This window comes from Micromonospora sp. SD12 (assembly GCF_052068495.1).
GTDB lineage: Bacteria > Actinomycetota > Actinomycetes > Mycobacteriales > Micromonosporaceae > Micromonospora > Micromonospora echinofusca.
Genome location: NZ_JBQHDF010000021.1, coordinates 69,594 through 91,589 on the forward strand (window position 1 = coordinate 69,594; position 21,996 = coordinate 91,589).

At 73.7% G+C, this 21,996-nt stretch carries 24 protein-coding genes and 1 riboswitch; of the genes, 16 read left to right on the top strand and 8 right to left on the bottom strand.

Features of this window, described 5'->3' with window-relative positions; genetic code table 11:
• Positions 1-138: 138 nt before the first annotated feature.
• The 6 genes from ACTMS2_RS26490 to ACTMS2_RS26515 all read left to right on the top strand — a co-directional run bounded on the left by ACTMS2_RS26490 (position 139) and on the right by ACTMS2_RS26515 (position 5,775).
• The gene (locus tag ACTMS2_RS26490) at positions 139-1,197 is read left to right on the top strand and encodes a PhoH family protein (RefSeq protein WP_357662803.1); all 1,059 of its coding nucleotides are present in this window, start codon (positions 139-141) and stop codon (positions 1,195-1,197) included.
• Positions 1,198-1,212: 15 nt separating this feature from the next.
• Entirely contained in the window at positions 1,213-1,686 is a 474-nt protein-coding gene (ybeY, locus tag ACTMS2_RS26495) for an rRNA maturation RNase YbeY (RefSeq protein ID WP_101412357.1), read from the top strand.
• Complete coding sequence (locus ACTMS2_RS26500) at positions 1,662-3,074, top strand: hemolysin family protein (protein ID WP_441177850.1); 1,413 nt, start codon at positions 1,662-1,664, stop codon at positions 3,072-3,074. The genes ybeY and ACTMS2_RS26500 overlap by 25 nt, the downstream gene beginning before the upstream one ends.
• The gene (locus ACTMS2_RS26505) at positions 3,067-3,453 is read left to right on the top strand and encodes a cytidine deaminase (RefSeq protein ID WP_101412356.1); all 387 of its coding nucleotides are present in this window, start codon (positions 3,067-3,069) and stop codon (positions 3,451-3,453) included. Before ACTMS2_RS26500 ends, ACTMS2_RS26505 begins: the two co-directional genes overlap by 8 nt.
• 49 nt (positions 3,454-3,502) lie before the next feature.
• On the top strand, positions 3,503-4,399 hold the full coding sequence (gene era, locus ACTMS2_RS26510; RefSeq protein WP_441177838.1) for a GTPase Era: 897 nt from the start codon (positions 3,503-3,505) through the stop codon (positions 4,397-4,399).
• Between the two features lie 176 nt (positions 4,400-4,575).
• Positions 4,576-5,775 (top strand): acyltransferase family protein, encoded by a 1,200-nt coding sequence (locus ACTMS2_RS26515; RefSeq protein ID WP_441177839.1) that lies wholly within the window; start codon positions 4,576-4,578, stop codon positions 5,773-5,775.
• On the opposite strand, the gene ACTMS2_RS26520 is transcribed toward ACTMS2_RS26515, so the two are convergent.
• Positions 5,762-6,592, bottom strand: a complete 831-nt coding sequence (locus ACTMS2_RS26520; protein WP_441177840.1) for a DUF4097 family beta strand repeat-containing protein — start codon at positions 6,590-6,592, stop codon at positions 5,762-5,764. The two genes, ACTMS2_RS26515 and ACTMS2_RS26520, sit on opposite strands and share 14 nt — an antisense overlap.
• Before the next feature lie 100 nt (positions 6,593-6,692).
• Between ACTMS2_RS26520 and recO the strand changes: the two genes are divergently transcribed.
• From recO to ACTMS2_RS26535, 3 genes are all read left to right on the top strand, one after another.
• Complete coding sequence (gene recO, locus ACTMS2_RS26525; protein WP_441177841.1) at positions 6,693-7,535, top strand: DNA repair protein RecO; 843 nt, start codon at positions 6,693-6,695, stop codon at positions 7,533-7,535.
• A gap of 32 nt (positions 7,536-7,567) precedes the next feature.
• Positions 7,568-8,344 carry an isoprenyl transferase gene (locus ACTMS2_RS26530; protein ID WP_172896643.1) on the top strand — a complete coding sequence of 259 codons (777 nt, stop codon included), beginning with the start codon at positions 7,568-7,570 and terminating at the stop codon, positions 8,342-8,344.
• 64 nt (positions 8,345-8,408) lie between these two features.
• Entirely contained in the window at positions 8,409-8,594 is a 186-nt protein-coding gene (locus ACTMS2_RS26535; RefSeq protein WP_210837573.1) for a hypothetical protein, read from the top strand.
• Positions 8,595-8,730: 136 nt separating this feature from the next.
• Here the strand turns inward: ACTMS2_RS26535 and gndA are convergent, their stop codons facing one another.
• Positions 8,731-10,173, bottom strand: coding sequence for an NADP-dependent phosphogluconate dehydrogenase (gene gndA, locus ACTMS2_RS26540; protein WP_441177851.1), 1,443 nt, complete (start codon positions 10,171-10,173; stop codon positions 8,731-8,733).
• A gap of 507 nt (positions 10,174-10,680) precedes the next feature.
• Between gndA and ACTMS2_RS26545 the strand changes: the two genes are divergently transcribed.
• The gene (locus ACTMS2_RS26545) at positions 10,681-10,917 is read left to right on the top strand and encodes a hypothetical protein (protein WP_088998902.1); all 237 of its coding nucleotides are present in this window, start codon (positions 10,681-10,683) and stop codon (positions 10,915-10,917) included.
• A gap of 102 nt (positions 10,918-11,019) precedes the next feature.
• Here ACTMS2_RS26545 and ACTMS2_RS26550 read toward each other — a convergent pair whose 3' ends face one another.
• The 3 genes from ACTMS2_RS26550 to ACTMS2_RS26560 form a co-directional block, all read right to left on the bottom strand.
• Positions 11,020-11,820, bottom strand: coding sequence for an energy-coupling factor transporter transmembrane component T family protein (locus tag ACTMS2_RS26550; RefSeq protein WP_441177842.1), 801 nt, complete (start codon positions 11,818-11,820; stop codon positions 11,020-11,022).
• Positions 11,817-13,232, bottom strand: coding sequence for an ABC transporter ATP-binding protein (locus tag ACTMS2_RS26555; protein WP_441177843.1), 1,416 nt, complete (start codon positions 13,230-13,232; stop codon positions 11,817-11,819). The genes ACTMS2_RS26550 and ACTMS2_RS26555 overlap by 4 nt, the downstream gene beginning before the upstream one ends.
• A gap of 108 nt (positions 13,233-13,340) precedes the next feature.
• Positions 13,341-13,934, bottom strand: coding sequence for an ECF transporter S component (locus tag ACTMS2_RS26560; RefSeq protein ID WP_088998905.1), 594 nt, complete (start codon positions 13,932-13,934; stop codon positions 13,341-13,343).
• A gap of 72 nt (positions 13,935-14,006) precedes the next feature.
• Positions 14,007-14,112: riboswitch (TPP riboswitch) on the bottom strand.
• Between the two features lie 202 nt (positions 14,113-14,314).
• Between ACTMS2_RS26560 and ACTMS2_RS26565 the strand changes: the two genes are divergently transcribed.
• The 6 genes from ACTMS2_RS26565 (at position 14,315) to ACTMS2_RS26590 (ending at position 20,534) form a co-directional block, all read left to right on the top strand.
• Positions 14,315-15,313: a permease gene (locus ACTMS2_RS26565; protein ID WP_199184765.1), complete on the top strand. Its 999-nt coding sequence runs from the start codon at positions 14,315-14,317 to the stop codon at positions 15,311-15,313.
• Complete coding sequence (locus tag ACTMS2_RS26570) at positions 15,310-16,083, top strand: TIGR03943 family putative permease subunit (RefSeq protein WP_441177844.1); 774 nt, start codon at positions 15,310-15,312, stop codon at positions 16,081-16,083. The genes ACTMS2_RS26565 and ACTMS2_RS26570 overlap by 4 nt, the downstream gene beginning before the upstream one ends.
• 45 nt (positions 16,084-16,128) lie before the next feature.
• Positions 16,129-16,959, top strand: coding sequence for an alpha/beta fold hydrolase (locus ACTMS2_RS26575; protein WP_441177845.1), 831 nt, complete (start codon positions 16,129-16,131; stop codon positions 16,957-16,959).
• Positions 16,960-17,028: 69 nt separating this feature from the next.
• Positions 17,029-17,778: a sugar isomerase domain-containing protein gene (locus tag ACTMS2_RS26580; protein WP_441177852.1), complete on the top strand. Its 750-nt coding sequence runs from the start codon at positions 17,029-17,031 to the stop codon at positions 17,776-17,778.
• Positions 17,779-17,896: 118 nt separating this feature from the next.
• Entirely contained in the window at positions 17,897-18,397 is a 501-nt protein-coding gene (locus tag ACTMS2_RS26585; RefSeq protein ID WP_101412343.1) for a DUF6328 family protein, read from the top strand.
• A 115-nt stretch (positions 18,398-18,512) separates the two neighbouring features.
• Positions 18,513-20,534, top strand: a complete 2,022-nt coding sequence (locus ACTMS2_RS26590; RefSeq protein WP_441177846.1) for an acyl-CoA dehydrogenase family protein — start codon at positions 18,513-18,515, stop codon at positions 20,532-20,534.
• An 83-nt stretch (positions 20,535-20,617) separates the two neighbouring features.
• Here ACTMS2_RS26590 and ACTMS2_RS26595 read toward each other — a convergent pair whose 3' ends face one another.
• The 3 genes from ACTMS2_RS26595 to ACTMS2_RS26605 all read right to left on the bottom strand — a co-directional run bounded on the left by ACTMS2_RS26595 (position 20,618) and on the right by ACTMS2_RS26605 (position 21,988).
• Entirely contained in the window at positions 20,618-21,223 is a 606-nt protein-coding gene (locus tag ACTMS2_RS26595; RefSeq protein ID WP_441177847.1) for a hypothetical protein, read from the bottom strand.
• 70 nt (positions 21,224-21,293) lie between these two features.
• Positions 21,294-21,686, bottom strand: coding sequence for a Fur family transcriptional regulator (locus ACTMS2_RS26600; protein WP_172896644.1), 393 nt, complete (start codon positions 21,684-21,686; stop codon positions 21,294-21,296).
• A gap of 2 nt (positions 21,687-21,688) precedes the next feature.
• Entirely contained in the window at positions 21,689-21,988 is a 300-nt protein-coding gene (locus tag ACTMS2_RS26605) for an ArsR/SmtB family transcription factor (RefSeq protein ID WP_088998913.1), read from the bottom strand.
• Positions 21,989-21,996 lie beyond the last annotated feature (8 nt).

Genomic DNA, 21,996 nt, shown 5'->3' on the forward strand with positions numbered 1-21,996 from the left:
CTCCGGTCGTACCCGGGGAAATGGGCGGGGTGTCACCGCCGTTGGAAAGATAAGATGGCAGGAACGTCAGCGCGCCGCGCCAGGCAGGCCCGGTGCCGAGATCGAGAGCAGGTGGCGCAGGGCCCCTCGGCCCGACCTATGACCGGCACCCCACCTCCCGGCCCGCCCCGGGTGCAGACCAGGATCACCGTCCCGGATTCCAAGATCATGGTCAACCTCCTCGGCGCGGGTGACGAGATCCTGCGACTGGTCGAGCGCTCCGTCAACAGCGACGTGCACGTCCGGGGCAACGAGATCACCATCACCGGCGCCCCCGCCGACAACGCCCTCGCCGAGCGGATCTTCAGCGAGTTGCTCGAACTCATCGAGAAAGGCGAGACCCTGACCACTGACGCCGTCCGGCGTACCGTCGGCATGCTCGAGCAGGGCGGCGCCGAGCGGCCCGCCGAGGTCCTGACGCTCAACATCCTCTCCCGGCGCGGCCGCACCATCCGTCCCAAGACGCTGGGGCAGAAGCGCTACGTCGACGCGATCGACGCGCACACGATCGTCTTCGGCATCGGCCCGGCCGGCACCGGCAAGACCTACCTGGCGATGGCGAAGGCCGTCCAGGCGTTGCAGGCCAAGCAGGTCAACCGGATCATCCTGACCCGGCCGGCGGTTGAGGCGGGGGAGCGGCTGGGCTTCCTGCCCGGCACGCTCAACGAGAAGATCGACCCCTACCTGCGCCCGCTCTACGACGCGCTGCACGACATGCTCGACCCGGATTCCATCCCCAAGCTGATGGCGGCGGGCACGATCGAGGTCGCGCCGCTGGCATACATGCGGGGGCGTACGTTGAACGACGCCTTCATCATCCTCGACGAGGCGCAGAACACGACGCCCGAGCAGATGAAGATGTTCCTCACCCGGCTCGGCTTCAATTCCAAGATCGTCGTCACCGGTGACGTCACCCAGGTGGACCTCCCCGGCGGCACGACCAGCGGCCTGCGGGTGGTCCGCGAGATCCTGGAGAACGTCGAGGACGTGCACTTCGCCGAGTTGTCCAGCTCCGACGTGGTCCGTCACCGGCTGGTCGGGGAGATCGTCGACGCGTACGCCCGCTGGGACGCCGAGCGGGAGAACCAGCAGGCGCAGAGCGTGCACGCCGTGCCGGGGCGTTCCGCCCAGGGCGGCCGGCCCGGCCGGCGCCGATAGACCGAGGGAAGACTGTTGTCCATCGAGATCGCCAACGAGTCGGGTGTCGACGTCGACACCGACGCCGTGCTCGCCGTGGCCCGGCACGCCCTCGACGAGATGGGGGTCAACCCCCTCGCCGAGCTCTCCGTGCTGCTGGTCGACATCGACTACATGACCGAGCTCAACCACCGGTGGATGGGCGGCGACGGCCCGACCGACGTGCTCGCCTTCCCCATGGACGAGGGCAGCGTCGACCACGGGCCGGGTGAGACGTCCGCCGCCGGTGGCGAGCCCGCGTTGCTCGGCGACATCGTGCTGTGTCCGGAGGTGGCGGCGAAGCAGGCGGCCGCCGCCGGCCACACCGCCGCCGACGAGCTGCACCTGCTGACCGTCCACGGCGTGCTGCACCTGCTCGGCTACGACCACGCCGAGCCGGAGGAGGAGCGGGAGATGTTCGCTCTCCAGGCCCGACTGCTGGCGAGCTGGCGGTCGACCCGGTCCCGGTGATGACCTCCCCGACACTGGCGGCCGGCGCCACCGGCCTGCCCGATCTGCAACTGCTGCTCTTCGCGGCCGGCCTGGTGGTGCTGGCCGGCCTGATCGCCATGACCGAGGCGGCGCTGGCCGCGGTCTCGCCCGCCCGCGCCGCCGAGCTGGCCCGCGACGGCGCGCGGGGCGCGCGGACGCTCCAGGTCGTCGCCGGGGACGTGGTCCGCCACCTCAACCTGCTCCTGCTGCTGCGACTGCTCGCCGAGCTGACCGCCACCACCCTGGTGGCGCTGGTCGCGGTGGACACCTTCGGCGCGGGCTGGCGTGCGGCGCTGGTCACCGCCGGCGCGATGACCGTGATCAGCTTCGTGGTGGTCGGCGTCGGCCCCCGGACCATCGGCCGGCAGCACGCGTACGTGGTCGGGCGCTCCGTCGCCCCGCTGGTGCGCTGGCTGGGCCGGGCGCTGAACCCGCTCGCCTCGCTGCTGATCCTCATCGGCAACGCGGTCACGCCGGGCCGGGGCTTCCGGGAGGGACCGTTCGCCACCCAGGTGGAGCTGCGCGAGCTGGTCGACCTGGCCGAGCAGCGCGGTGTCGTGGAGCACGGCGAGCGGCAGATGATCCACTCGGTATTCGCGCTCGGCGACACCATCGCCCGCGAGGTGATGGTGCCGCGTACGGAGATGGTGTGGATCGAGGAGCGCAAGACGCTCTCCCAGGCGCTGGCGCTCTTCCTGCGCTCCGGCTTCTCCCGGATCCCGGTCATCGGCGAGAGCGTCGACGACGTGCTCGGCGTGCTCTACCTCAAGGACCTGATCCGGCGTACCCAGGGCGGCGCCGCCGAGGACCGGCAGCTCCCCGTCGCCGAGCTGATGCGCCCCGCCACCTTCGTGCCCGAGTCCAAGCCGGTCGACGACCTGCTCTCGGAGATGCAGGCCGCCCGCAACCACCTGGTCATCGTCGTCGACGAGTACGGCGGCACCGGCGGGCTGGTCACCATCGAGGACATCCTGGAGGAGATCGTCGGAGAGATCACCGACGAGTACGATGTCGAGCGCCCGCCGGTCGAGCACCTCGACGACGGGGCGGTGCGGGTCACCGCACGGCTCCCGGTGGAGGACCTGGGCGAGCTGTTCGACACCGACCTCCCCACCGACGAGGTGGAGACCGTCGGCGGCCTGCTCGCCCAGTCCCTGGGCCGGGTCCCGATCCCCGGGGCACAGGCCGAGGTGGCCGGGCTCCGGCTGATCGCCGAGGGCACCACCGGCCGACGCAACCGGATCGACACCGTGCTGGTCAGCCGGGCGGAGTCGACCGACACCCAGAACGGCCCGGGCCGCGGCGAGCACGCGGAACACCGGGACGACCCGAACCGATCCGAGGAGAGGCAACCCGCCGATGCCTGAGTCACCCGCCGTACCGGCCGCCCGGCCCACCCCGTCCGACCCGGTCGAGCTGAGCGCCGAGGACGGCAAGCTGGTCGTCCTGGCGCGGGGCGCGCGTGGCCGGGTGGGCGCCGTGGAGGGCGCGGCGGTCCGCGACCAGGACGGCCGGACGTACGCCGCGGCCAGCGTCTCGCTGCCCTCGCTGACGATCACCGCGCTCCAGCTCGCGGTGGCCTCGGCGGTGGCGGCCGGCGCGACCCGGCTGGAGGCCGCGGTGGTGGTCACCGAGGCGTCGACGCTGGACGGTGCCGGGCACGCGGCGGTACGCGACCTCGCCGCGGACGCGCCGATCCACGTGGCCGCCCCGGACGGGTCCGTCCTCGGCACGGTGGTCGAGTGAGCGGGCACGGCGGCGTGCCGCCTCGGGGCACCCGGAGCGGGGCGGCGCAGTGAGCGACCTCCAGCCGCGCCCCTACCGGGCCGGATTCGCCTGTTTCGTCGGCCGGCCGAACGCCGGCAAGTCGACGTTGACCAACGCGATCGTCGGGCAGAAGATCGCCATCACCTCGAACAAGCCGCAGACGACCCGGCACATCATCCGGGCCGTCCTGCACCGCCCGGAGTCCCAGCTCGTGCTGGTCGACACCCCGGGCCTGCACCGACCCCGCACGCTGCTGGGCGAGCGCCTCAACGACCTGGTCCGGCAGACCTGGAGCGAGGTCGACGTGATCGGCCTCTGCATCCCGGCGGACGAGCCGATCGGGCGGGGCGACCGGTTCATCACCGGCGAGCTGGCCGAGCTGAAGGCCACCGTGCTCGCGGTGGTCACGAAGACCGACCTGGTGGACCGCAAGCGGCTGGCCGAGCAACTGCTCGCGGTCAGCGAGCTGGGCGAGTTCGCCGCGGTGGTGCCGGTCAGCGCGGTCTCCGGGCACCAGGTGGACACCCTGGTCGACGTGATGACCGGTTACCTGCCCGAGTCGCCGCAGCTCTATCCGGACGACATGCTGACCGACGACCCGGAGCAGGTGCTGGTCGCCGAGCTGATCCGGGAGGCCGCCCTGGAGGGCGTCCGTGACGAGTTGCCGCACTCCATCGCGGTGGTCGTCGAGGAGATGATCCCCGAGGGCCAGCTCACGAAGATCTACGCGGACGTCTATGTCGAGCGGCCCAGCCAGAAGGCGATCGTGATCGGTCACCGAGCGAGCCGGCTCAAGCACGTCGGCACCACGGCCCGCCGGCAGATCGAGGAGCTGCTCGGCACCCGGGTCTACCTGGACCTGCACGTCCGGGTGGCGAAGGACTGGCAGCGGGATCCGAAGCAGCTGCGCAAGCTGGGCTTCTGACGCCGAGGGCCGGGGCGCGGCGCGTCCCGGCCCTCGAGCCTGTCCGGCGCATGATCGGTATCGGTCGTACGTATGGAAGATGTCACCTTCTGGTGGGTTCCCTTCTGTTTGCCGCGCTCGGCCCGGAGGGTAGGGGATAGGACAGCCCCCGTACCCCCGGACATAGATGCAGGCTGATGCGAAACCGATACCTGGACCTGCTCCGCTTCCTGGCCATCGTTCGAGTCGTCGTCTACCACGTCACCGGTTGGGCCACGCTGACCCTCGTCTTCCCGGCGATGTCGGTGATGTTCGCGCTCGCCGGCTCGCTGATGGCGGCCTCGCTGCACCGGTGGGGACCGGGGGCGGTCGTCCGCCGGTTGCGGCGACTGTTGCCGTCGCTCTGGGTGCTCGCCGCCGTCTTCGTACCGGCCATGCTGCTCACCGGGCTGCCCCTGACCCCGAAGGTGCTGCTCTGGATCTTCCCCATCGCCGACCCGCCGGCCAACGGCTGGGGTGCGATCGCGCTCAGCGTGATCTGGTACCTGCGCGACTACCTCTGGTTCGTGCTCGCCTCGCCGGTGGCTCTGTGGCTGTTCCGGCGCGCACCGGTGCCCACCCTCGTCGCCCCGTACGCCCTGCTCGCGGCGGCCGAGCTGGGCCTGCTCCCGGCGCTGCCGGTGGCGCTGCACCAGTTCGGGCTCTACTTCGGGGCCTGGCTGCTCGGCTTCGCCCACCAGGCCGGCATGCTGCGCCGCCTCGCCAACCGGGTGCTGGTGCCGGTCGCGCTGGCCCTCGCCGCCGCCGGTGCCGCCTGGATCGTCACCCACCCCGGTCCCCGCGGGTACGACCTGAACGACAACCCCCTGGGCAACGCGCTCTGGTCGGCGGCGTTCGTCCTCGTGCTGCTCGGCCGGGGGCCCGCGAGCGCGCCGTGGGTGGACCGCAGCGCCGCGTTCGGCCGGGTGGTGACCGTGTTCAACCGGCGGGCGCTGACCGTCTACCTGTGGCACATGCCGTTCGTGGTGGCGCTCACCCCGCTGGTCGACGTGGTGGGCTGGTCGCACCAGGACCCGGTCGGCCTGGCGATCCGGGTGGTGCTCGTCTTCGCGCTGGTCGCCGCGGTGACCGCCCTGGTCGGCTGGGTGGAGGACGTGGCGGCCCGCAGGCCGCCGGAGCTCGTCCCCGGCCGCATCCGCCCCGCCCCGGCCACCGTCCGCACGGCTGCCGGCCGCACCGGCGGTCCGGGCGCCACCCGCGCGGCTGCCGGCTGGCCGGTCGATCGTCCCGACACCGCCCGCCCGGCCGGCGACGAGACGGTCGGTGCCCCCGCCACGGGGCGGGCGGCGGTGCCGGCGCCCCGGGAGCCGGAGACCGTCGAGATCAGCGCTGGGTGACCGTCACGTTGCCGCTGCCGGTGGAGAGGTCGAGCACCAGCGTGGCGGACGGGTCGTCCGTGACGCCCAGTTCCGCGTCGCCGCTGTCGGTGCTGGAGCGGACCCGGTAACGGCCCGCCGGCACGACCAGCTCGACGTTGCCGCTGGAGGCGTGCACCCGCGCCGAGGCGGGCGTCGTGAGGTCGACGGTGACGTCACCGGAGCCGGTCTCCGCGTCCACCCCGCCGTCGAGGCGGTGCCCGGTGATGTCGCCCGACGAGGTACGCAGCGTGACCGCGCCCGCGGCCTCGTCGACCTCGACGTTGCCGGAGCCGGTCTGCGCGCGTACGGGCCCGGTGGCGCCGGCCACCTGGATGTTGCCGGAACCGGTCTCCGCGCGTACGGGGCCGCTGGCGGCGGTCACCCGGATGTTCCCGGAGCCGAGCCGCATCTCCACCGGGCCCACCCTGCTCAGGTCGACGTCACCGGAGCCGGTCTCGCCCTTCACGCTCACCCCGTCCGGGGCGGTGACCTCGTAGGAGACGCTGCACCGGGAGCCGCAGTCGGTGTCCAGCACCAGTTCGCCGCCCTTGACCTCGTACGTCGCGTCGGGCTGGCCGCCCTGGTAACGCACCACCCGCTTGATCCGCACCTCGTCCTGCGCGCCGATGGCGCGTACGGTCACGTCGCCGGCCCCCGGGAGCACCCGGATGCTGCTGATCCGGGCCGCCTCGGTGTTGTCGTAGTCGAGCCGGCGGAAGGACAGGTTGTCGCACCCGGCGGTGACGATCAGGGTGGTGGCCGCAGCGAGCGCGGCGGCGGTGCGGTGCAGAGCCATGCGAGCACGCTACGAGGCGTGACGGCCCTCGCGCATCGGGGTTCGGCGCGCGGACACCCCGAGCTGACCCTGATTCCGCACCCCGAGAGAGAATGGTCCGATGGCCGGGTACCGCCGACAGCTCTACCGCGACGACGCGGTGGTCCTGCGCGTGCAGAAGCTCGGCGAATCCGACCGGATCATCACCCTGCTCACCCGCCGGCACGGCCGGCTGCGCGCGGTGGCCCGGGGGATCCGCCGCACCAGCAGCAAGTTCGGCGCCCGGCTGGAGCCCTTCGGCCACGTGGACCTCCAGCTCGCCGGCGACCCGAAGGGCAACCACGGCAGTTCGCTGCACACGGTCAGCCAGGTCGAGGGCATCGACCTCTACGGCAAGCGGTTCCTCGGCGACTATTCCCGCTACACGGCCGCCAGCGCGATCGCCGAGACCGCCGAGCGGCTCACCCCCGTCGAGCGGGAGCCGTCGCTGCGGCTGTTCCAGCTCACCCTGGGCGCGCTGCGGGCGCTCGCCGAGGGCAGCCACGCCACCACCCTGGTGCTCGACGCGTACCTGCTGCGGGGCATGGCGCTGGCCGGCTGGGCGCCGGCGCTGACCGCCTGCGCCGTCTGCGGCACGCCGGGGCGGCACCGGGCGTTCTCCGTACCGGCCGGGGGCGCGGTCTGCCCGGACTGCCGGCCGCCGGGCGCGGCCCACCCCGCCCCGGCCACCGTCGACCTGATGTCCGCGCTGACCACCGGCGACTGGCGGGTCGCCGACGCCACCGAGGCAGGCGTACGCCGGGAGTGCAGTGGCCTGGTCGCGGCGCACCTGCAGTGGCACCTGGAGCGCGCGCTACGCTCGCTGCCGCTGGTCGACCGGGGCGCCCCGACGGCCGGCCCGGTCCCGCCGCCGCCCGGCGTCGGCTCCGGTGCGGACAGCGTGAACAGGGGGAGGACGGAGTGATCCGATCGTTGAGGGCCGGGCGTCGTGAGCCGGTGCCGCCGACACCGCACCCGTCGGGCGCCCGACCGCCGGCCCTGCCCGCCGACGCGGTGCCGAAGCACGTCGCCGTCGTGATGGACGGCAACGGCCGGTGGGCCAAGGAGCGTGGGCTGCCCCGCACCAAGGGCCACGAGGCGGGCGAGTTCTCCCTCTTCGACACGGTCGAGGGCGCCATCGAGCTGGGCATCCCCTACCTGTCGGCGTACGCCTTCTCCACGGAGAACTGGCGGCGCTCGCCGGACGAGGTCCGGTTCCTGATGGGCTTCAACCGCGACGTCATCCGCCGCCGCCGCGACCAGCTGGTCGACCTGGGGGTGCGGGTTGTCTGGTCCGGTCGGGCCGGCCGGCTGTGGAAGAGCGTCATCTCCGAGTTGCAGACGGCCGAGGAGATGTCGCGGGGCAACTCGACGCTGACCCTCCAGTTCTGCGTCAACTACGGTGGGCAGGCCGAGATCGCCGACGCCGCCGCCGCCATCGCCCGCGACGTCGCGGCGGGCCGGCTGGACCCGGAGAAGGTCAACGAGAAGACCGTCGCGAAGTACCTCTACCACCCGGAGATCCCCGAGGTGGACCTGTTCCTGCGGCCCTCCGGCGAGGAACGGATCTCCAACTTCCTGCTCTGGCAGACCGCGTACGCCGAGCTGATCTTCCTCGACACGCTCTGGCCCGACTTCGACCGGCGCCACCTCTGGTACGCCTGCGAGCTGTACGCCCAGCGGGACCGGCGCTTCGGTGGCGCGCTGCCCAACCCGGTCGCCCCGCCGAGCTGAGGCTTACCGCCCGGTCGTACGGGGTACCACGGTGGTCAGCAGCCACCGACGGAGGTGAACCCACATGATCCAGAAGCGTATTGCCCAGTGGGCGATGATGGCGGTCGCTGTACCGCTGGCGGCGGGCGGCGCGCGCCGGCTCAGCCGCACCCTGGAGGCCCGCCGCGGCCCGACCGGGATCAGCCGCCTGCTCACCAAGGGCGCCGACATGCTCCGCCCGCAGAAGGCCAAGCGCCGTCGCTTCTTCTGACCACTCACCCATGACCTGACCCCGACCCCCGACCCGCTCGCCGATCATGCAGTCGTGGTGCCCCGCGAAAGGCCCGTACCGGCGCGTTTCGCCCACCGAAAGTGCATGATCGCCTCGCGGGTCGGGGGTTCGCGCGTCAGGCCTCGATCTCGGTCCTGTCGGTGGGCCAGTTGGTGTGGAAGGTGCCCTCGCGGTCGACGCGCTGGTAGGTGTGCGCCCCGAAGTTGTCGCGCAGCCCCTGGATCAGGGCGGCGGGGAGCCGCTGCGCGCGCAGCGCGTCGAAGTACGCCAGCGACGAGGCGAACGCGGGGGCCGGCACGCCCGCCCGCGCCGCGTCGGACACCACCCGCCGCCAGCTCGGCACCCCGTCGTCGACGGTGTCCGCGAACCACGGCGCCACCAGCAGCGTCGGCAGGTCGGGCCGCTCGTCGTACGCCTGGCGGATGCGGTCGAGGAAGCGGGCCCGGATGATGCAGCCGCCCCGCCAGATCGTCGCCGTGCCGCCCAGGTCGATGCCCCAGTCGTACTCCCGGGAGCCGGCCCGGATGTGGTCGAAGCCCTGCGCGTACGCGACGATCTTCGAGGCGAGCAGGGCGCGCCGGACGTCCTCGACGAAGGCGTCGCGGTCCTCGACCCGCCAGGTGGCGCCCGCGTCGGGGAACGCCCGGCGGGCCGCCTCGCGCTGGTCGGCGTGCCCGGACAGCGACCGGGCGAAGGTCGCCTCGGCGATGCCGGTGATGGGGATGCCGAGGTCCAGCGCGCTCTGCACCGTCCAGCGACCGGTGCCCTTCTGCTCGGCGCGGTCGAGCACGACGTCCACGAACGGCCGTCCGGTAGCCGCGTCGGTGTGCGCCAGCACGTCCGCGGTGATCTCGATCAGGAAGGACTCCAGCTCGCCGGAGTTCCAGCCGCGGAAGATCTCCGCGATGTCCGCCGGCTCCGCGCCCAGACCGGCCCGCAGCAGGTCGTACGCCTCGGCGATGAGCTGCATGTCGGCGTACTCGATGCCGTTGTGCACCATCTTGACGAAGTGCCCGGCGCCGTCCGGCCCGATGTGCCGGCAGCACGGCACCCCGTCCACCTGGGCGGCGATCCGCTCGAAGATCGGCCCGAGCGTGCGGTACGACTCCGCCGATCCGCCCGGCATGATGCTCGGGCCGCGCAGTGCGCCCTCCTCGCCGCCGGAGACACCGGTGCCGACGAAGTGCAGGCCGTACGCGCGCAGCGCCTCCTCCCGCCGGCGGGTGTCGGCGAAGTGCGCGTTGCCGCAGTCCACGACGATGTCTCCGGCGTCGAGCAGCGGGGCCAGCTCGTCGACCACCGCGTCGGTGGGGCCGCCTGCCTTCACCATCACGAGCACCGCCCGGGGCCGCTCCAGCGAGGCGACGAAGTCGGCCATCGACTCGGCGGGCACGAACGTCCCCTCGTCCCCGTGTTCCGCCACGAGGCTGCGGGTGCGCTCCGGTGAGCGGTTGTGCACCGCCACGGCGAAGCCGTTGCGGGCCAGGTTGCGGGCCAGGTTGCGGCCCATCACCGCCAGCCCGGTCACGCCGATCCGCGCCGTCGCCCGCCCGGCCATCCGCCCGCCCTCCGCCGTCGACACCCGCCGCTGTGACCGTATCGCTGGGCGCGACGGCCCGGAGGCGGGTCGGCCGTTCCGTCACCACCGTGTGCTCCGCTGCCCCATCTCGCTGGCCGGGGCTACGCCCAGCGACGAGGCGGCGGGGGCGCCCCCGGCACCGTGGCCACGCAGGGGCGTCGGGGCGGGCCGGGGGCGTCGTACCCGGCCCGCCGCCGATCGTCCCGGTAATTAGGCTGCACGGGACCGGCCGGGCGGCTAGCGTGTGGGCATGCGTAACTGACGCCCCACCTCCGAGCCGACCCGCCGCTGCTTGCCGTGGGTCCGCGTGCTCCCGGGCGTCCGCACTCCACACCTGCCGTCGAGGCGGTGGTGTTCCTCGTGGTCGATCCCGGGCAGCAGTCCCGATCCCGCCCGACCGTCGCGTGACGGTCACCGAACGAGACGGGCCCCGCTGACCGGACGTCGTTCCGGCGCGCAAGAGCCCGCAGACCGAGGAGGCACCGGATGCCCGCCAGGCGCAACCCGAAGAAGTCCCGTACCACCGTTCCCACGCCGTCCGCCGCGGACCTGACGCCCGTCAACCTCGACGAGGTGGCGGTCGCGCCGGTCGTGCCGGCGCTGCCGGGCGCCCGGCCGGCCGCGCCGAAGGCCGGTCCGCCGGTCTCCGGCGCCGGTCGTGCCGGCACGCTGCGCGGCCAGAAGGCCGGGCAGGCCCGCCGGTACGCCTTCCGGCGCAGCTGACGGTGCCGGCCGGGTGGAGCCGCCGTGACCGGCGGCTCCACCCGGCCCGTCCGCCGTAGGACGTGTTGCAGAAGTGGTGGCGTCGTCACCGGGGCGGGCGGCTCAACCGATCAACGGGCGGAAGGTGCCGACCAGCACGCTGACGGCGAGCGCGGCCCCGGCGAGCACCGCCGCACCGACGATCAGCAGGCCGTCGGCGGCGACGAAGCGCTGTCGCCGGGCGACGGTGCGCGGGATCCCGGCGTCGAAGCCCCGGGCGTCCATCGCCACGGCCAGCCGGGTGCCCCGGCGGATCGCCCCGACCAGCAGCGCGAACGCCGTCGAGGCGAACAGCCGCAGCTTCGCCAACGGGTTGCGGCCGGCCTCCACGCCCCGCGCGCGACGGGCCATGGAGATCATCTGCCACTCCTGCCCGAGCAGCGGCACGAGCCGGAACGCGGCCAGCGCCCCGATGGCGAAGCGGGCGGGCGCCTTCGCGTTCTGGATCAGCGCGTCCGCCAGGTCGGTGGGGTCCGTGGTGGCGAAGACGATCACACCGGGCAGCGCCACCGCGAACATGCGCAGCACCAGGCCGAGCGCGGTGAGCAGCACCCCGGACGTGACCACCACCGGGCCGGCCTCGACCAGCACCCGGCCGGAACGCTCGGCCGCGAACAGCACCAGCGTCACCACCACGCCGACGGCGCCGACGAGCAGCGGCCAGGCCCGCCGTGCCAACACCCGCAGGCGGACCCCGAACAGGGGCAGCAGGGCCAGTTCGACGGCGATCGCGATGGCCGGCGCCACCGGGTCGAGGGTGGCGATCAGGATGAACGAGAAGACCAGCGCCGCGGCGAGCTTCGCCACCGGGTTGCGCCGGGCCAGCGGCGCATCCGGCGCGGCGACCGGCTCGAAGCTGATCACGGGCGCGCCAGGACGACTCGGCGATCCGCCAGGGCGGCCACGAACTCCGGGTCGTGGGTGACCGCGACCAGGCCGTGCCCGGCGTCGCGCAGTTCGGCGAAGAGGTCCACCAGCTCCAGCCAGGTGCGCCGGTCCTGACCGAAGGTCGGCTCGTCGCAGACGAGCAGGCGGGGCGCGGTGGCCAGGGCGGTCGCCACGCTCAGCCGCCGTGCCTCCCCGCCCGAGAGGGTGTACGGGTTGGCAGCCGCGAGCTTCGTCAACCGCAGCCGGTCCAGCAGCGTGTCGACCGTGGACCGTACCGCCGCCTCGGGCTGGCCGGTGCGGCGCGGGCCGAGCGCCAGCTCGTCGAAGACGGTGTTGGTGACGAACTGGTGCTCCGGGTCCTGGAAGACCGAGCCGATCCGGCGGGCGAGCGCCGGGGCGCGCCAGCGGTGCGGGGGAGTGCGGGCGTCGTCGCCGGCCAGTGCGGGCGTCGCCGCGACCCGGCCGGTCCCGGGCCTGAGCAGGCCGCCGAGCAGCAGGGCGAGGGTCGACTTGCCGGCCCCGTTGGGACCGACGACGGCGAGTGCCTCGCCGGCGCGTACCGCCAGGTCGACGGCCGCCAGCCGGGGCGGCAGGCCGAGCCGGTCGGCGGTGACCAGCACGTCGCCGGGCGGCGCGGTCGCGTGTCGGGGTGGCACCGGTCGGCCGGGCACCCAGACGCCCTCGTCGGCGAGCGCGTCGCCGTGCGTACCGAAGACGGCCTCGGGCGTGCCGTCGGCGCGGACGCCGCCGCCCGGTTCGAGCACGACGACCCGGTCGACCAGGGACAGCGCCTCGGCGACGCGGTGCTCGACAAGGATCAGCGTGGTGTCGGCGTCCAGCGCGCCGGCCACGGCCGCCCGGATCAGCGCGGCGCCGGTCGGGTCGAGGTTGGCGGTCGGCTCGTCGAGCAGCAGCAACCCGGGGCGCAGGGCCAGTACGCCGGCCAGGGCGAGCCGCTGCTGCTCGCCGCCGGACAGGGCGGCGGTGGGGCGGTCCCGGGGGTACGGGAAGCCGACCCGCATCAGCGCCTCGTCGACGCGGGGCCAGATCTCTCCGGCGGGGGTGCCCCGGTTCTCCAGCCCGAACGCCACGTCGTCGCCGCTGCGGGCCATCACGAGCTGGCTTTCCGGGTCCTGGAAGACGATGCCCACCCGTTCGCGGCCCTTGCGGGGGTCGAGCCCGTCGATCTCGACGGTGCCCTCCTGCTCGCCCGAGTCCTCGGGCAGCAGCCCGGCCAGCGCGGCGAGCAGGGTGCTCTTGCCGGCCCCGGAGGGTCCGAGCAGCAGCACCCGCTCGCCGGCCTCGACGCGCAGATCGACCCCGCGTACGGCCCACGCCCGCCGCCCGGCGTGCCGCCACCCGAACCCGCGCAGCGTCACCGCCCCCACGCCGTCCCCCTCCCGTCCCGCCCCGTGGCGTCGATCATGAGGTTGGCGGCGCTCACGGAGATCCACATCGCCGTCAACCTCATGATCAACGCGCTTCCGTCGGGCCTGTCAGATCAGGGTGCGGTCGCGGGCGGCGGGGAAGCGGTCCAGGGCGCCCGTGGTGGCCAGGGCGCGGGTCAGGGCCCAGCCGCCGGCACCCGCGACGATCGTGGCGCTGGCGATGGTGAGCAGGGCGTACGGGATGCGGTAGCTGCCCAGCGCGTACTCGCTGTTCCAGACGAAGAAGTCGAACAGCGCCGCGCCGAGGCCGGTCAGCGCACCGGCGATCAGCGCGGTGGGCAGCCGGAACGAGCGGTACCGGAACGCGGCGAAGGCCAGTTCGGCGCCGAGCCCCTGGATCAGGCCCTGGACGATGGTGATGCCGCCCCACTCGGAGCCGAGCAGCGCCGAGACCGTCGCCGCCACCGCCTCGCAGAAGAGCGCCGCGCCGGGCTTGCGGATCACCAGGCCGCCGAGGACGGCCGGGATCAGCCAGACGCCGTACATGATCGCCTGGCCGGCGGGGAAGAACGCGAAGGCCGGGTCGACGGCCCGCCACAGCAGGCCCCAGGCCCAGAAGATGACGCCGAAGGCCACCGCGATCACCGCGGCGACGACGACGTCGACCGTACGCCACCGGGTGGCGGTGTTGTTGTCTCGCATGATTGCTCCCAGTCCCGAACGAGAACCAGGAGAAGACGCACGCCGCGCCCGAACGTGCCGGACGTCGACGCGGCTGGAGGTCGACCGAACTCCCTGCGCTGGCATTACCCAGATCAGGTTCGAGGGTCTGCGGGCGGTGCCCGCACTCTCAGCGCTGTGCGCTCCCCTGTCGGATGTGAAGTTGTCGCGCCGACGCTAACACCTTTGAAGATCAACCAGCAAAGTGATCTTTCCCCAGCTCACCAGCGCGTTCGATCGACGCCGTCCATCCCGGCCCGGTACTCTCGGGCGGCCACTGGGAAACCCGGCAGAGGGACACGTACGTGACATCCGAGGCTGAGCGCCGCGCGCCGGACGGGCCGCACCCGGGCGCGGTGGGCGTGGCCGCCCCGGGCGTACGCGAGCAGAAGCCGGCGCCGCGCGGCCCGGAGCGGCGGATCGGGTCGGTGGAGGTGCTCGCCGGCCTGCTGATCCTGCTGGTCGTCTTCCGCGACCCGTTCGCCCGGGCCCTGTCGGCGCCCCGGTTGCAGACCTGGACCACCGTCTTCGTCTCGGTCATGGTGCAGGCCGTGCCGTTCCTCGTCTTCGGGGTGCTGCTCTCCGCGGTGATCGCGGTCTTCGTGCCCCGGTCGTTCTGGGCCCGGGCACTGCCGCGTCATCCCGCGCTCGCGGTGCCGGTGGCCAGCGCGGCCGGAGTGGTGCTGCCCGGCTGCGAGTGCGGGGCGGTGCCGATCGCCGGGTCGCTGATCCGGCGCGGGGTCACCCCGGCCGCCGCCCTGGCGTTCCTGCTCGCGGCCCCGGCGATCAACCCGATCGTGCTGACCGCCACCGCCGTGGCCTTCCCCGACGACCCGGCGATGGTCCTCGGCCGGGCGGTCGCGAGCCTGCTCGTCGCGATGGCCATGGGCTGGCTGTGGCTGCGCCTCGGCCGGGCCGACTGGATCCGGCTGCCGCGCCGGCCGGAGTTGGCGGACGGCTCGCGCGGGCGGGCGTTCTGGGGGGCGGTCCGGCACGACGTGACGCATGCCGGTGGCTTCCTGGTCATCGGTGCGGCGGCCGCCGCCACGATCAACGTCGTGGTGCCGGAGCGCTGGTTGCAGACCCTCGCCGACGAGCCGGTGCTGTCGGTGCTCGCGCTGGCCGCGCTCGCCGTGCTGCTCTCCCTCTGCTCCGAGGCCGACGCCTTCGTCGCCGCCTCGCTGTCGCAGTTCTCGCTGACCTCCCGACTGGTCTTCCTGGTGGTGGGGCCGATGGTCGACCTCAAGCTCATCTCGATGCAGGCCGGGGTCTTCGGCCGGCGGTTCGCGCTGCGGTTCGCCCCGACCACCTTCGCGGTGGCCGTCGCGGTGGCCGCCGCGACCGGGGCGGTGCTGCTGTGAACCGGCAGGCGCAGGCGGTCGTCCTGCTGCTGCTCGGGGGCGCGGTGATCCGGGCCAGCCTCACCGACCTGCACCTGCGCTACGTCAAGGAGGGGCTGCGTCCCTTCCTGGTCGCCGCCGGCCTGCTGCTGGTGGCCGCCGCGGTCATGACCCTCTTCTACGAGCTGCGCCCGCTGCTGCGGCGTACGCCCGCCGGCCACGACGACCACGACGGACACGAGGGCGACGGCTCGCACGGCGGCCACGGGCACGACGACGGGCACGGACACCACGAGCCACGGGTCGGCTGGCTGTTGATCCTGCCCGTGCTGGGCCTGCTGCTGGTCGCCCCGCCCGCCCTGGGCTCGTACGCGGCCGGGCAGGCCGGCACCGCCGTCGCCACCCGTCAGCAGCCGTCCGACTATCCGCCGCTGCCCGACGGCGACCCGGTGCGCGTCGCCGTGCTCGACTACGCCTCCCGGGCCCTGTTCGACCGGGGCACCTCGATCGGCGACCGCCGGGTCCAACTGACCGGCTTCGTCACGACCGGTGCCGACGGCCGGCCGCTGCTGGCCCGGATGGTGCTCTCCTGCTGCGCCGCCGACGGCCGACCGGTCAAGCTGGGCCTGACCGGCGCCGCCCCCGACGGGTTGGCCGACGACACCTGGATCGAGGTGACCGGCCGTTACAGCGACCGCATCGCCCGCGACCCGGTCAACGACGCCGAGATCCCCTACCTGGACGTGGAGTCCTGGCGGCAGGTGCCCGTGCCCCGGCAACAGTACGAGTGAGCCGCGGCCCGCAGGTCCCCGGCGGCCCTGGGTAGGCTCACGATCATGCGGATCGAAGCCCGGGGTCTCACGTTCGACGTCCGCGTCGGCGGACCGCAGGGCGGCGTACCCGTCCTGCTGCTGCACGGCTTCCCGCAGCACGGCGGGGAGTTCGACGACGTGGTGCCCGCGCTGCACGCCGCCGGCCTGCGCACGTACGCGCCGGACCAGCGCGGCTACTCGCCCGGTGCGCGCCCCGAGGCCGTCGAGGCCTACCGGCTGCCGGAGCTGGTCGCCGACGCGGTGGCCCTGCTCGACGCGCTGGGCGTCGACGCGGCGCACCTGGTGGGGCACGACTGGGGCGCCATCGTCGCCTGGGCCGTCGCGGCGCACCACCCCGACCGGGTCCGTACGCTGACCGCGGTCTCGGTGCCGCACCCCGCCGCGATGACCTGGGCGCTCACCGAGGACGCGGGGCAGAAGGCGCGCTCGGCGTACATGACGCTGTTCCGTAAGCCGGGCAAGGCGGAGAAGGCGCTGCTGGTGCTGGGCGCGACCGGGCTGCGCCGGATGCTGCACGGGGTCGGCGACGACGCGCGGGTGGCCGCGTACGCGGACCCGATGCGCGAGCCGGGCGCCCTGACCGCCGCGCTGAACTGGTACCGCGCCATGTCCCGCCGGGACCTGGCCGCCACCGGCCCGGTGACGGTGCCGACCACGTACGTGTGGAGCGGTCGCGACATCGCGATCGGCCGGACGGCCGCCGAGGCGTGCGCCCAGCACGTGCGCGCCGACTACCGCTTCGTCGAGCTGCCCCGGGTGAGCCACTGGATCCCCGACGAGGCGCCCGCCCCGCTGGCCGAGGCGATCCTGGCCCGGGTGCACGACCCGGTCTGACCCTCCCGCGACGTCGCCCGGCGGACGCCGGACCCCACCCCACGGAGGTACGACATGGACGGAAGAGACATGCCGCTGAGCGCCGACGAGTTCCTGACCGTGGTGACCGCCACGATGAACCGGGTGGCCGAGAGCCAGCGCGAGGCGGTGGGGCGGGCCGCCGATCTGATCGCCGAGGCGGTACGCGCCGACGGCGTGGTCCACGCGTTCGGCACGGGCCACTCCGAGGCGCTGGCCATGGAGATCGCCGGGCGGGCCGGCGGGCTGGTCCCGACGAACCGGATCGCCCTGCGGGACCTGGTGCTCGTCGGCGGCGCCCCGGCGGACATGCTCGGGCCGCTGCTGGAGCGCGACCCGGCGGTGGCGCACCGCCTCTACGAGCTGGCGCCGGTCGGCCCCCGCGACGTCTTCGTGCTCGCCTCCAACTCCGGCGTGAACGGCGCGATGGTGGAGTTCGCCTCGCTGGTCAGGGAGAAGGGCCACGGGCTGGTCGCGATCACCTCGGCGCAGCACTCCGGGCAGATGACCTCGCGCCACCCGTCGGGACGCAAGCTCGCCGACTTCGCCGACGTGGTGCTCGACAACGGTGCCCCGTACGGCGACGCGACCTTGCCGCTGCCCGGCGGCGGCGCGGTCGGCGCGGTCTCGTCGATCACCGCCGCGCTGCTGGCGCAGCAGATCACGGTCGAGGTGGTGGCCCGCCTGCTGGCGGCGGGGGAGCGGCCCCCGGTCTACCTGTCGGCGAACATCGCCGGGGGCGACGAGCACAACAACGCCCTGGAGGCCCGGTACGCGGGCCGGATCCGGCGCGGCTCCTGACGATCCGGAACGGTCCCGGACAGTGACGTGAGTCGGTTTCGCGCGTGAGCCGGTGGGGCATCAGCGATGCTGCCGCCGGCCGCCCCCGCCGGCAGTACCGTCTGACCGGAGGTAGCGCGTGTCCAAGGAAACCGAGAAGCAGCGCTGGCAGCGCAACTTCGCCGACCTGCTCCAGGAGCTTCGGGTCGCCCAGACCGGCGTGCAGATCCTCTTCGCCTTCCTGCTCACGCTGCCGTTCAGCAACGGCTTCACCCGTACCAGCCCGTTCCAGAAGGACGTCTACATCGTCGCGTTGCTGGCGGCGGCCGCCGCCACCGCGATGATCATTTCTCCGGTGGCCTTCCACCGCGCGCTGTTCCGGCAGGGCCGCAAGCCGGAACTGGTCCGGTTCGCCCACCGGATGGCAAGCGGCGGCCTCGCCTTCATGCTGATCTCGATGGTCAGCGCGGTGCTGCTGATCACCGACTTCGTGCTGGACCGGAGCGTCGCCATGGTGCTCAGCGGCCTCACCGGCCTCTGGTTCCTCACCTTCTGGGTGTTCCTGCCGTTCTCCCGGCGCAACTGGGGCGATGACGATGACGACGATGACGACGACGACCCCCGGTCGCTGAGCGACTGACCGAAGTCGACACGACTCGATATTTACCGAACGCTACCCCTGGGTAACACCCGGGGGTAGCGTGCTTTCTGTCGCGCACGTTGACGCATCCGGACCGAGGTTCGAGGGGGCCGCCGTGACCACGACACACAACAGCCGACCCGCACCCGACGGAGCAGGCGACGACCGGTCGGCGGGCACCGACCGACCGCCGTCGGCCGGTGCCGCCGGACCGCTGCCGACGGAGGCCGGCCAGGTCTCCGAGAAGGAGGCCCGCCAGGTCGCCGAAGCGGCCCGGGAGTCCTCCTGGGACCGTCCCAGCTTCGGCAAGGAACTCTTCCTCGGCCGGTTCCGGCTCGACCTGATCAACCCCTGGCCGCGCTCCGACCCGGCGGACGCCGCCCGCGCCGACGAGTTCCTCGGCCGGCTCCGCGAGTTCCTCACCTCCGAGGTCGACGGTGCCGCCATCGAACGTGACGCGTCCATCCCGGACGAGGTGTTCCAGGGGCTGGCCCGGCTCGGCGCCTTCGGCATGAAGATCGACCGCTCGTACGGTGGGCTCGGGCTGAGCAACCTGCACTACTGCCGGGCGCTCATGCTGGCCGGCTCGGTCAGCCCGGCGATCGGCGCGCTGCTCTCGGCGCACCAGTCCATCGGGGTGCCGCAGCCGCTGAAGATGTTCGGCACCGCCGAGCAGAAGCAGCGCTTCCTGCCCCGACTCGCCGCCGGCGAGATCTCCGCGTTCCTGCTCACCGAACCGGACGTCGGCTCCGACCCGGCCCGGCTGGCCACCACCGCCGAGCCCACGCCCGACGGCACCGGCTACCGGCTCAACGGCGTGAAGCTGTGGGCCACCAACGGCACCGTCGCCACCCTGCTCGTGGTGATGGCCCGCGTGCCCGCCGCCGAGGGGCGGCGCGGCGGGATCACCGCCTTCGTCGTCGAGGGCGACACCGAGGGCATCACGGTCGAACGGCGCAACGCCTTCATCGGCCTGCGTGGGCTGGAGAACAGCCTGACCCGCTTCCACGACGTCTTCGTACCGAAGGAGAACGTCATCGGCGGCGCGGGCAAGGGCCTGAAGATCGCGCTCACCACCCTGAACACCGGGCGGCTGTCGCTGCCGGCCATGTGCGTCGGCGCCGGCAAGTGGGCGCTGAACGTGGCCCGGGAGTGGGCCGCCGACCGGGTGCAGTGGGGGCGGCCCGTGGGCGAGCACGAGGCGGTGGCCCAGAAGCTCTCCTTCATCGCCGCGACGACGTACGGCATGGAGACCATGCTCGACCTCTGCTGCCTGCTCGCCGACGACGACCGCAACGACATCCGGATCGAGGCGGCGCTGGTCAAGCTCTACGCCAGCGAGATGGCCTGGAAGATCGCCGACGAGCTGGTGCAGATCCGGGGCGGTCGCGGCTACGAGACGGCCGACTCGCTGGCCGCGCGGGGCGAACGACCGGCCGCCGTCGAGCAGATGCTGCGCGACCTGCGGATCAACCGTATCTTCGAGGGCTCCACCGAGATCATGCACCTGCTCATCGCCCGGGAGGCGGTCGACGCGCACCTGTCGGTCGCCGGCGACATCATCGACCCGGACGCCGGGCTGGGCCGCAAGGCGAAGGCCGGGGCGCGGGCGGGCGCGTTCTACGCGAGGTGGCTGCCCACCCTCGCCGTCGGCCGGGGGCAGCGCCCCTCGGCGTACGCCGAGTTCGGTCCCCTCGCCGGTCACCTGCGGCAGGTGGAGCGCGCCTCGCGCAAGCTGGCCCGGTCGACGTTCTACGCGATGTCCCGCTGGCAGGGAAAGATGGAGCGCAAGCAGGCGTTCCTCGGTCGGGTGGTGGACATCGGCGCGGAGCTGTTCGCGATGTCCGCGGTCTGCGTACGCGCCTACGCCGAGCGGGACGCCCGCCCCGAGAACGTCGAGCTGGCCGACCTGTTCTGCCGGCAGGCCCGGGTACGCGTCGACGCGCTCTTCGCCGCCCTGTGGGACAACACCGACTCCGTCGACACGGCGGCCGCGAAGCGGATCCTCGCCGGACGCTACGCCGCGGTGGAGGACGGCGTGCTCACCCCCGCCGACGACCTGCCGTGGGTGGCCCCCTGGTCGCCGGGCCCGTCCACGGCCGAGGACGCCCGCCGCCGCGTCCCGCCCCCCTCCTGACCATCGTCGGGCCGGGTCGGGCCCGGCCCGGAGCGGGCCTGGCCGGGGCGGAGCGGGCGGGGCGGGCGGGGCGGAGGGTGGGGTCAGCGGGGGCGGGTCACGCCCAGGTGGCGTAGTTCCAGGGTGGCGAGGGCGTCGATGGTGGCGTCGTCGCCGGCCCGCCACGCCTCCGCCACGTCGGGCGCGATGCGGGTCAGCCGGCCCAGCGGCTGGGTGGCCAGCGCGCGCAGGGCGAGCAGGTCCCGGCCGGCCGGAGCGGCGGCCAGCTTCGCGGCGGAGCCGGCCCGGCGCATCCAGCGCACCCGCAGCGGCAACCAGCCGAAGAGCACCAGGCCGAGCGGGAAGACCAGCACGGCGACGGCCAGCGCGAGGGCGAGCTGGTCGACCAGCTCCTGCTGGTCCCGGCCCGCCTCGGCCAGCCCCCGGGCGGCGGTGGCGGCCCGCTCGAACGGCGCGGTCAGCTCGTCGCCGACCAGTGGCACCCGGCCGACCTTGCCGCCGGCGTCGGCCAGGTTGTCGGCGAGGCCGCCGCCGGCCCCCTCCAGCTTCTGCCCGGGTACGGCGAGCTTCTGCACCAGGTCGTGCAGCCACAGCGCGCCACGGATCGCGCCGTACACCCAGACGACGACGAGCAGGTCGGTGATCAACTGTCGGACGGCGGTCGGGAAACGATCGGCGTAGATCTTCACGCCGGACAGCGTGCCACGCCCGGCGCCGCCCGGCCACGCGCCGCGAACGCCGCCGTGCCCTCGGGGCGGCTCAGCCCGCGCAGGCCGGGCAGGTGCCGAAGATCTCCAGGGTGTGGCTGACGTCGGCGTAGCCGTGCTTCGCCGCCACCCGCTCGGCCCAGTTCTCCACGGTCGGGCCCGCCACCTCCACGGTGCGGCCGCAGGAGCGGCAGACCAGGTGGTGGTGGTGGCCCTCGCTGCACCGGCGGTAGAGGTGCTCGCCGCCCGGCGGGCGCATGACGTCGATCTCGCCCGTGTCGGCGAGCCCCTGGAGGGTGCGGTAGACGGTGGTCAGCCCGACCCGTTCGCCGCGCTCGCGCAGCATCGCGTGCAGCTCCTGCGCGCTGTGGAAGCCCTCCAGCTCGCCGAGCAGCGCGCTCACCGCCGAGCGCTGCCGGGTGTTGCGGACCGTGGCACCCGTCATGATCATGATCCCTCCCCGGCGTGGCTCACCGCGTCGGCCACGATGTGTGCGACGTGCTCGTCGACCAGCGCGTACGCGATCTCGCGACCCCGCCGGGAGCCGCGCACCACGCCGGCGCCCCGCAGCACCCGCAGGTGCTGGGAGACCAGGGGCTGCGCGGCGCCGAGCTTGTCGACCAGCTCGTGCACGCACCGCTCGCCCTCGGCGAGCTCGCTGACGATGGCCAGCCGGATCGGCGCCGAGAGGGCACGCAACAGCTCGCTGGCGCCCTCGAAGGCGTCGTAGCCTGATCCGTCGGTCACCCCGTAAC